At 65.1% G+C, this 9,654-nt stretch carries 9 protein-coding genes and 1 tRNA gene; 4 read left to right on the forward strand and 6 right to left on the reverse strand.

Going from position 1 to position 9,654, the window contains the following annotated elements; all coding sequences use genetic code 11:
• A partial coding sequence (gene amaB, locus AC1DSN_RS12990) for an L-piperidine-6-carboxylate dehydrogenase (protein WP_477331029.1) occupies nucleotides 1-1,524 on the reverse strand: 1,524 nt, incomplete at its 3' end.
• 181 nt (nucleotides 1,525-1,705) lie between these two features.
• Here amaB and AC1DSN_RS12995 point away from each other — a divergent pair.
• Both AC1DSN_RS12995 and AC1DSN_RS13000 read left to right on the forward strand, forming a co-directional pair.
• Nucleotides 1,706-1,966: a DUF2188 domain-containing protein gene (locus tag AC1DSN_RS12995; RefSeq protein WP_213948499.1), complete on the forward strand. Its 261-nt coding sequence runs from the start codon at nucleotides 1,706-1,708 to the stop codon at nucleotides 1,964-1,966.
• A 63-nt stretch (nucleotides 1,967-2,029) separates the two neighbouring features.
• Nucleotides 2,030-2,461 carry a GFA family protein gene (locus AC1DSN_RS13000; RefSeq protein WP_477295245.1) on the forward strand — a complete coding sequence of 144 codons (432 nt, stop codon included), beginning with the start codon at nucleotides 2,030-2,032 and terminating at the stop codon, nucleotides 2,459-2,461.
• Here the strand turns inward: AC1DSN_RS13000 and AC1DSN_RS13005 are convergent.
• On the reverse strand, nucleotides 2,440-3,045 hold the full coding sequence (locus tag AC1DSN_RS13005; protein ID WP_477295247.1) for a hypothetical protein: 606 nt from the start codon (nucleotides 3,043-3,045) through the stop codon (nucleotides 2,440-2,442). The two genes, AC1DSN_RS13000 and AC1DSN_RS13005, sit on opposite strands and share 22 nt — an antisense overlap.
• 140 nt (nucleotides 3,046-3,185) lie before the next feature.
• Between AC1DSN_RS13005 and AC1DSN_RS13010 the strand changes: the two genes are divergently transcribed.
• Together AC1DSN_RS13010 and AC1DSN_RS13015 are read left to right on the forward strand one after the other, a co-directional pair.
• Nucleotides 3,186-3,262 (forward strand) — tRNA-Arg (locus AC1DSN_RS13010).
• 79 nt (nucleotides 3,263-3,341) lie between these two features.
• The gene (locus AC1DSN_RS13015; RefSeq protein ID WP_477331031.1) at nucleotides 3,342-4,718 is read left to right on the forward strand and encodes an FAD-containing oxidoreductase; all 1,377 of its coding nucleotides are present in this window, start codon (nucleotides 3,342-3,344) and stop codon (nucleotides 4,716-4,718) included.
• A gap of 109 nt (nucleotides 4,719-4,827) precedes the next feature.
• Here the strand turns inward: AC1DSN_RS13015 and AC1DSN_RS13020 are convergent, their stop codons facing one another.
• The 4 genes from AC1DSN_RS13020 to AC1DSN_RS13035 all read right to left on the reverse strand — a co-directional run.
• On the reverse strand, nucleotides 4,828-6,258 hold the full coding sequence (locus tag AC1DSN_RS13020) for an esterase/lipase family protein (protein ID WP_477295251.1): 1,431 nt from the start codon (nucleotides 6,256-6,258) through the stop codon (nucleotides 4,828-4,830).
• A 60-nt stretch (nucleotides 6,259-6,318) separates the two neighbouring features.
• Complete coding sequence (locus AC1DSN_RS13025) at nucleotides 6,319-7,749, reverse strand: aldehyde dehydrogenase family protein (RefSeq protein WP_477331033.1); 1,431 nt, start codon at nucleotides 7,747-7,749, stop codon at nucleotides 6,319-6,321.
• Nucleotides 7,750-7,834: 85 nt separating this feature from the next.
• A complete protein-coding gene (gene xseA / locus AC1DSN_RS13030) occupies nucleotides 7,835-9,181 on the reverse strand; it encodes an exodeoxyribonuclease VII large subunit (protein WP_063571331.1) in 1,347 nt (448 codons plus the stop codon).
• 75 nt (nucleotides 9,182-9,256) lie between these two features.
• Nucleotides 9,257-9,654 (reverse strand): carboxyl transferase domain-containing protein (locus tag AC1DSN_RS13035; protein ID WP_477331035.1); only part of this gene is annotated, 398 nt, incomplete at its 5' end.

Raw genomic sequence — 9,654 nt, forward strand, 5'->3', positions numbered from 1 at the left:
CTTGAAGCCCTGGGCCAGCGGCAGCGCGTCCGAATAGTTGATGGTGTTGGTCTGGCGACGCATGTACACCTTCCAGGCATCCGAGCCCGACTCGCGACCGCCGCCGGTTTCCTTCTCGCCACCGAACGCGCCGCCAATTTCCGCGCCCGAGGTGCCGATGTTCACGTTGGCGATGCCGCAATCCGAACCGGCTGCCGACAGATACTGCTCGGCGGCCTTGAGATCCTGCGTGAAGATGGCCGAGGACAAACCCTGCGGCACGGCGTTCTGCTGGGTGATGGCGTCGTCCAGCGTGTCGAACGGCATCACGTAGAGGATCGGGGCGAAGGTTTCGGTCTGGACCACGGTGTCGGTGTTCTTCAGGCCGGTGACGATCGTCGGCAGCACGAAGTTGCCCTTGCGGTCAGTCAACGCCTTGCCGCCCGTGCGCACGGTGCCGCCGGCGGCCTTGGCCTGCTCGATGGCTGCCAGGAAAGCCGTCACGGCTTCCGGGCTGTTCAACGGGCCCATCAGCGTCGTCGACAGGGTGGGATCGCCGATCTTCTGTTCCACCTGGCCATAGGCCTTGACCAACGTATCGACCACGGCGTCATGGATGGAGGAGTGCACGAGCACGCGGCGCGTGCTGGTGCAGCGCTGGCCGGCCGTACCGACGGCGCCGAAGACGATCGCCGGGATGGCCAGCTTCAGGTCGGCCGACTTGTCCAGGATGATGGCGTTGTTGCCGCCCAGCTCAAGCAGGCTGCGACCCATGCGGCGCGAGACGCGCTCGCCGACCATGCGGCCGACCTTGGTCGAGCCGGTGAAGCTGATCAGCGGGATGCGCTTGTCGTCCACGAAGGTCTGGGCCAGCTCGGTGCCGGCATCGTTGAAGAGGAAGAAGAGATCCGGGAAACCGGCATCCTTCAGGGCTTCGTTGCAGATCTTCATGGTGGCGATGGCCGAGAGCGGCGTCTTCGGCGACGGCTTCCACAGGCAGATATCACCGCAGATGGTCGCCAGGAAGGCGTTCCAGGCCCACACGGCCACCGGGAAGTTGAATGCGCTGACGATGCCGACCAGACCGACCGGGTGCCACTGCTCGTACATGCGGTGGCCCGGGCGCTCCGAGTGCATGGTGTAGCCGTAGAGCATGCGGCTTTGGCCCACGGCGAAATCGGCGATGTCGATCATCTCCTGCACTTCGCCGTCGCCTTCCGGCTTGATCTTGCCCATTTCCAGGGCGACCAGTGAACCGAGGGCGTCCTTGTGCTTGCGCAGGGCCTCACCGCACAGGCGGACGGCTTCGCCGCGGCGCGGCGCGGGCGTGGTGCGCCACACCGCATAGGCTTCCTGCGCGCGCTGCACGATCGTCTCGTAATCGGCCGCGCTGGTGGCCTGCACCGTCGCGATCACCTCGCCCGTGGCCGGATTGACCGGGGACAGGGTGCCGGCGCCCGTGGTGGAAGCCCATTCGCCGCGGCCGAGGTACGTACCGGATTCGGTGGTGCTCAGGCCGAGCGCTGCGAGGATCTTGGCGGACATGAAGGTCTCCATGGAAGACGGGTAAAACCGGGATTCTAGCAAACGCACCCTTCACACCCCGTTGTGCGACGCGGGACGGATGTCTGCGAGGCGTCTTTTTCGGGGGAAGTTACGAAGACCGTGCGGTCACCGTCGCAAGTCCATGCTGGATTTGTGTTTCTTTCCAAGGCTGCCCGTGCCCATGTCCCGGATCTATGAGATTCCCTATCAACCCGATGACGGCCCCTCCTGGCCCCTGAGGGTGGAGGGTGAGGTGGTATCCCGGTTTGACAGCCGTTTCGAGGCCCTGCGCTCGGCCGTGAACCGGGCCGCCGCCGAAGGCGGCGATGTCAGTATCGGTATCGAAGGTGCCGACGGTGTCTGGCGGCCGTTCGGCAGCGACGCCAAACGCCCCGCGCGGGTGCCGCCGATGCCGGGGCGGCGATTGAGTGTTGTCCGCTAGCCTGCCGAGCGTCGGACTTCACCACGATTTATGATGCGTCGGCCTCCCCAACCGGCCCTATCGATGCTCCCTGACATCACCGAGACCCGAGGCGCCTGCCACTGCGGCGCCGTTCGCTTCACCGTGAAGCTGTCCGATGGCCTGCGCACTGCGCGGCGCTGCAACTGCTCGTATTGCCGCATGCGTGGGGCTGTCGCCGTTTCGGCAGAACTCGACGGCATCACGATCGAGCAGGGTGAAGACGCGCTGACCACCTACCAGTTCAACACAGGCACGGCGAAGCACTATTTCTGCTCGGTGTGTGGCATTTACACGTTTCACCAGCGGCGCTCGAACAACGCGCAGTACGGCGTGAATGTCGCCTGCCTCGAGGGGCTCAGCCCGTTCGACTTCGACGAAGTGCCCGTGCTGGACGGTACGAATCATCCGGCGGATACCGGGCGCAAGACTGGGGAACCGGTGGGCGTTTTGCGTTATGTGCCGTTGGACTCCTGATCGTCGCCTGCGTCGCGCGCTGGCCTGGCTCGCGCCAGCAAAGCCTGGACCAGGGTCGGCGGAACGGCACCCTCGGGAAGCGATTTCAGGTAGTCACATTCGATGTGCTGCATCGGCAAGCCGGCGCGGGGAGGTGTGGCCAGAAGACGCTTCATCGCATGGCTCATGACATCGAACCGGCATGCACGTCGTGCAATTCGGCACAGATGATTCAACGCGTAGATRGTCAGTTCTCCGTCTGACTCGGTCAGCAGCACGGCACGTTGCGCCAGTTTCACCGCAGTCTCGGGCGCCGCGACGTCGTAAGTGAAGAAGTTGCTCGCGTGCAACAGCGTCACGACCGAGTTTGGAAACAGCTCGAGCGACTGGTCGACCGTGGCACGGGCTTCGTCTTTCCTGTCGAGCAGGCTTTGCATCGAGGCGAATTCGCTCATGAGGTGGCCCCTGTCTCCCGGCGAGAGATCGCCGGAGAGATACCCGGTATACAGGGAGACCAGACGGCGATAGGCCTCATCGGGATCCTCCCTGCGCAGCGCAAGCACCTCGCGGGTCTGCTTCCAGACATCCATGACATCGATGTTCACGTCCCGACTCCTGTTCCCCGTCCCACGCGGAATCGTAAGCCTCGCACTCGGCGGTGTCTGTAGGAATGGCCTTACAGCGCGGCGGGCAGACGCGTCTCGCTTCCGTTCGCTATCCCCCCTCGGGTATCCTGACGAATGTTGGCCCCGTAGCTCAGCTGGATAGAGCGTCCCCCTCCTAAGGGGAAGGTCGCCCGTTCGAATCGGGCCGGGGTCACCACTCCAGGTTTTTTGTGCAAGGCGGTCGCCAGCGGCTCGGGGTACCCTCCAAGGGTCATCCACCCGACGGAGCCCCGCCCATGACCCGCACTTTCGACGCTATCATCGTGGGGGCCGGACAGGCCGGCCCGGCGCTCGCCGGGCGATTGACCGGCCTGGGGAAGACGGTCGCCATTATCGAGCGGCATCTGGTGGGCGGCACCTGCGTCAATACCGGCTGCAAACCCACCAAGACCCTTGTGGCCAGCGCGTGCGCCGCCCGCTTCGCGCAGCGCGGGGCCGAGTACGGTATTGGCGTTGGCCCCATCAGCATCGACATGCCGGTCGTCGCGGCGCGGGCCCAGAAGGTCATCCTGGATTCGCGCAAGGGCAACGAGGACTGGCTGGCGTCGATGCCGGGGCTCACGCTCATTCGCGGGCACGCGCGGTTTACCGGACCGCGCCAGATCGAGGTGAATGGGGAGGCGCTCGAAGCGCCCCAGGTGTTCCTCAATGTGGGCGGCCGCGCCAACATCCCGGACTTTCCGGGCGTCGACGAGGTCGACTATCTGACCAATAGCACGATCATTCCGCTGCAGACCGTGCCCGAGCATCTCGTGGTGGTGGGAGGTAGCTACATCGGTCTCGAATTCGCGCAGATGTTCCGGCGCTTCGGTGCCGAGGTGACCGTGGTGGAGAAGAACGCCAGGCTGGTCAGCCACGAAGACGAAGACGTCTCCGCCGAGATTCGTGCATTTCTGGAAGCGGAGGGTATCGCCGTGCGAACGGATGCCTGCTGCATCACCTTGGGCAAGCACGAGCGCGGCGTGAAGGTCGGCGTGGATTGCAACGAGGGCGCGCCCGAAGTCGTCGGAACGCATGTGTTGCTCGCGGTCGGTCGTCGCCCGAATACGGATGACCTCGGCCTGGACAAGGCGGGGGTCGAGATGGACGAGAGGGGTTACATCAAGGTCGACGATCATCTCAAGACTACCGCCGAAGGCGTCTGGGCGATGGGCGATTGCAATGGCAAGGGTGCGTTCACGCACACGGCCTGGAATGACTACGAAATCGTGGCCGCGAACCTGCTCGACGGCGAGGAACGCAAGGTCAGCGATCGCATTCTTGGTTACGCGCTTTATGTGGAYCCGCCGCTGGGTCGCGTCGGTATGACTGAAGCACAGGCCCGTAAGTCGGGTCGCTCCCTGCTGGTATCGAAGCGTCCGATGACGCGGGTCGGGCGTGCCGTCGAGAAGGCCGAGACCTGGGGCTTCATGAAGATAGTGGCCGATGCRCAGACGAAGAAGATTCTCGGCGCGGCTATCCTGGGCACGGGTGGTGACGAAGCGATCCACGGCATTCTCGACATGATGAATGCGGACGCCTCGATCGATACATTGAAGTGGGCGGTACCGATTCATCCCACCGTATCGGAGCTGATTCCGACTCTCGTCGGCGATCTCGCGCCCGCCAACTGACAGCTCTTTGTAGGAGCCGCTTCAGCGGCGATGGGTGCTCGCGACAATCTKGCCCGCTGCGCGGGATCGCCGATGAATCGGCTCCTACAACAGCGCGTTTCGCAGCGGGCTAGGCCAGGTCGGCGCCGGGGATCGGCTTGTGGAAGTCCTCGGCAACGAGATTCTGCGTCAGGCGGAACACGCCTTCGGCGACGCGGCGGGAAAGAACCACATCGACGATCGTCGTTTCGTGCGGCCCGAGTGCGTCGAGCAGATCGTCGGCGTGTGCGGTGTTGGCCACCACGTGGCGGATCAGGCCCGTCACGTCGATCGGCTCGATGCGCACGCCATAGGGACGGTGCGGCTGCAGCGGATCACGCAGCGTTTTTTGCGGATCGCGCGGATCCAGGATCGCCGCTTCACCGGCGAGCACCGCACGATTAAGGAACATCGCCACCGTCGCATGGCTACGCGAATTGGCCTGCCGGTCCAGCATGAAACCTTGCGGCAGGTGGTCGGTCGATGCGTCGGGACCGGCGGTCAGCTGGAACTGCGCCGTGACCAACGGTTCGCCGCGATCGTCCACGAGGCGAAAGATCATCAGGCTGCGCGGATCGTGGATGTGTACGCGCGGCGAGAACAGGGCAGGCTCGAATTCCACGCGGTTAGCATCGCGCTGAGCGTTCTCGCTGGCGAATGCCTGGCAAAGCGCCGTGTAGGCCGCTGCTGAATCCACGGCAAGACACCGCAGGACGGCGTCGATGGTAAGCGGCGAGGGAGGCTCTGAGCCCATGATGCCCTGCGTGCTCCCCGAGTGCGAAAGCCCCGCGAGCAATTTGAAGGCTGTGCGCGGCGCGCGTGTCAGCGTCATCGACAGCGTGGCCGACGCCCCCGGTTGTGCGAGCACGCAATGCGTGGCATTGAGATTGGCGGCGGCCAGGCGGACGACACCATCCGAACCATCTTCGCCGGTATACGAATTGACCACATCGTAGAGGCGGCGATCGGGCCGGTCGCCGATCAGCGAGAAAAGGTAGGTGCCGCTGAGCGCCGTGTCCTTGCCATGGATGGCGTCGAGATTCTGCGCGATGGACTCGGGGCTACCCAGCTCGAGCCAGTTGAGGATGCGTTGGCCCGGCTCTACGCCGTCGAACCAGGCCTTCAGACGGCCCACGACACTCTTGCCCAACGTCGCCAGCGCGGAGCCGAAGTGCGCAGGCGCGAGCATGACCACTCGCTCCAGATGGATCGGTGCGTATAACGTCGGGTGTTCCCGCTGGGCCCGAAGCCAGGCCATGACGACAGGGCCGCCGGTCGAGTGGGTGATGCAGTCGAAGCGCGCATCCGGGAGGGCGAGTCCGCGTAGGGCATGATCGAACGCGCGGACGATATCGTCCATGCCCACGGCGTCGTCGAAGGTGACGTACTCGGAGAGGTGAATGTCGAGCACCCGAAGAGTCGAGCCCGCTTGTGCGGCGCGATCGCGCAGCGCCTCGGGCAGGCTGCCGTAGGTCGACGTGTTGGTGACGCTCCAGCCGTGCACGAAGACCAGGGTGGACATACGACGTTACCTTGCGCGTGAGTCGGCCGAGCATACGCCGGGCCGGAAGGGCGGGACGTGTCACATGTCGCGAATCACCATCAGCCGGATCTCGCTCAGGTCGTCGATGGCGTACTTCACGCCCTCGCGGCCGACGCCCGACGATTTGACGCCCCCGTACGGCATGTTGTCCACGCGGAAACTGGGCACGTCGTTGACGATGACGCCACCCTGTTCGAGCTCATCCCACGCGCGCATGGCGTGACGCAGGTCGTTGGTGAAGACGCCGGCCTGGAGGCCGAAGTCCGAATCGTTCACGGTGGCGATGGCCTCGTCGAAGCTACCCACGCGCTGGAGCAGGGCGACCGGACCGAAGGCTTCCATGCGCTGCAGTTTCGCGTCATGCGGTACGTTCTCAAGCACGGTGGCCTCGAGCATCGCGCCCTTGCGGCCGCCACCGCACAGGATTTTCGCGCCGGCTTTCTTCGCCTCGCGTATCCAGGATTCCAGGCGTTCGGCAGCGGCTTCGTCGATCATCGGGCCGAGAAAAGTGTCCTTCTTCTTCGGGTCGCCGGCCTTGAGTGCCTTCACCCTGGCGACGAGTTTGCGCTTCAGGGCGTCGTAAATACTGTCATGTGCAAGGATGCGCTGCACGCTGATGCAACTCTGTCCCGACTGGTAGAACGCGCCGAAGACCAGGCGCTCGACGACCGCGTCGAGTCGATCGCCCTGATCGCCGTCGACGATGCAGGCGGCATTGCCGCCGAGTTCGAGGGTAACCTTCTTGTGCCCGGCTTTCGCCTTGAGGTCCCAGCCGATCAGGCCGCCGGTGAACGACAACAACTTGAAGCGCGGATCGGTGACGAGGGGCTCGGCATGCTTGCCGTCCAGCGGAAGGATCGAGAACGCGCCCTTGGGCAGGTCCGTCTCCGCAAGGATCTCACCCATGATCAGGGCGCCGAGCGGCGTGCGCTCGGACGGCTTGAGCACGAAGGGGCAGCCCGCGGCGATGGCCGGTGCGACTTTGTGCGCGACGAGGTTCAAGGGAAAGTTGAAGGGTGTAATGAACGACACGGGTCCCAGGGGCACGCGCCGCGTATAGCCGTGGTATCCCTCGCTGCGCGCCGAGATCTCCAGATTGATGGTTTCGCCGTTGATCCGTACCGCTTCCTCAGCGGCGATCTTGAACGTTTCGATCAGCCGGGTGACCTCGCCGATGGAATCGTTGATCGGCTTGCCCGCTTCGACGCAAAGCGCGTAGGCCAGTTCGTCCTTGCGTTCGCGAAAGCGCGAAACGCAATGCTCCAGCACCGCCTGGCGTTCGTAGGGGCGGAAGCGTTTCATCGGCAGCGTGGCGTCGTGGGCCGCGGTGATGGCTTCTTCCAGCGCAGCCTCGTCGGGCAAGGCGGCGCGCGTGGCGACCTTGCCGGTGTACTTGTCGATGACGTCGAAGGTCTTGCGCGATTTCCGCGCCTTGTTGGCGACGTAGTACGGGTAGCTCGACTCGAGCATGGTCTGGTCTCGTGGCGGCAATGGCGGGAATGATCGCGGGTGTGGCGTTCAGTGATCGTGTACGCGACGCGCCTTGCGTACCTGGTCAGTCGTCGCGGCGGACGTTGAGCTCGCCATCACCCAGCATCACGCGCAGGCGGTCGCCCACCGCGACGTTGTCGGCGTGTTTGACCACCGCGTTGCGCTGGTCAAACACGATGGCGTAGCCGCGCTCGAGCGTCGCTAACGGGCTCACTGCGTGCAGCGTGCGTGCCTGCTCGGTAAGACGAAGGCGGTCTCGCTCCAGCCGACGCGACATCGCAGTCGCCATGCGCTGGCGCAGTCGCGCGACGCTCAGGCTCGAAGCAGCCAGACGGCCCTTCGGATGCTGCGCGGTGAGGCGCACGTGCAGCCGATCGAGACGGGCCTGGCGCAGCGTGTTGGTCTGGCTGACTGAGACGAGTATTCGTCGGCGTAGCCCTTCGAGGCGCTCAGCATCGCGGGCAAGACGCGCCTGCGGCCGCTGGGCGTTGAGACGGGCTTGCCAATGGTCGGCGCGCTGCGCAGCGGCCTGAAGACGACGCGTCATCAGGGTGGACATGCGCTGGCGAAGCCGGTCGAGCTGGCGTGCGAGATCGGCCCCATCCGGCACCAGAAGCTCGGCAGCGGCCGAGGGTGTGGCCGCACGCAGGTCGGCCACGAAATCGGCGATCGTGAAGTCCACCTCGTGGCCCACGGCGGAGACGACCGGCACCGCGCTGGCGTGGATCGCCCGCGCGACGGCTTCGTCGTTGAACGCCCAGAGGTCTTCGAGCGAGCCACCACCGCGGGTGATAAGGATCACATCATAGCGACCGCTGTCCGACGCCCGCCGGAGCATGGCGGCGATCGCCGGTGGGGCCTCGCGACCCTGCACGGGTACGGGCAACACATCCACCTCGGCAAGGCCGAGGCGACGTCCCAGCACGCTCAGCACATCGCGGATGGCCGCGCCTGAGGGTGACGTGATGACACCGATGCGGCGCGGAAACGACGGCAACTCACGCTTGCGTTCCTGGTCGAACAGGCCTTCCGCGCCGAGTCGCGCTTTGAGCTGCTCGAACTCACGCTGCAGGGCGCCCTCGCCGGCCGGCTCCATATGGTCGGCGACCAGCTGAAACTCGCCCCGGGCTTCGTAAAGCCCGACCTTGGCCCGCATGAGCACATGCATGCCGTCGACAGGGCGAAAGCGCAGGCGCGACGCGGCCATGCGGAACATCGCACAGCGCACCTGGGCGCTGGCATCTTTCAGCGTGAAGTAGACATGCCCTGATGCGGGCCGCGACACGTTGGACAGCTCGCCTTCGATCCAAACGCCCATGGGCAGGGCGTCTTCCAGCAGATCGCGCACCAGCCGGTTCAGGCCGGACGGCGTGAAGATCTCAGGGGCAGGGCGGTTGTCGAAGTCGGACATGGACCGGAGAGGTTATCACGCTGCCCTGTAGTGTCGACAGGGCAGTGACTTACGGTCTCTTTCTCAACGAACGGTTTACATGCGAAATACACCGAAGCGGCCTTGCTCGATCGGCGCATTCATCGAAGCCGAGATCGCCAGCCCCAGCACGCGCCGCGTATCTGCCGGATCGATGATGCCGTCGTCCCACAGACGCGCGCTGGCGTAGTACGGGTGGCCCTGGCGTTCGTACTGGTCGCGCACGGGCGCCTTGAAAGCCTCTTCGTCCTCGGCGCTCCAGGTGCCGCCGCCCGCCTCGATGCCGTCGCGCCGTACCGTGGCGAGTACGGAGGCAGCCTGTTCGCCACCCATCACGCTGATGCGCGCGTTCGGCCACATCCACAGGAAGCGTGCGCCATAGGCGCGGCCGCACATCGCATAGTTACCCGCACCGAAGCTTCCGCCGATGACCACGGTGAACTTCGGTACATGCG

It is taken from the genome of Luteibacter sp. P4_D7_3 (genome assembly GCF_056401735.1).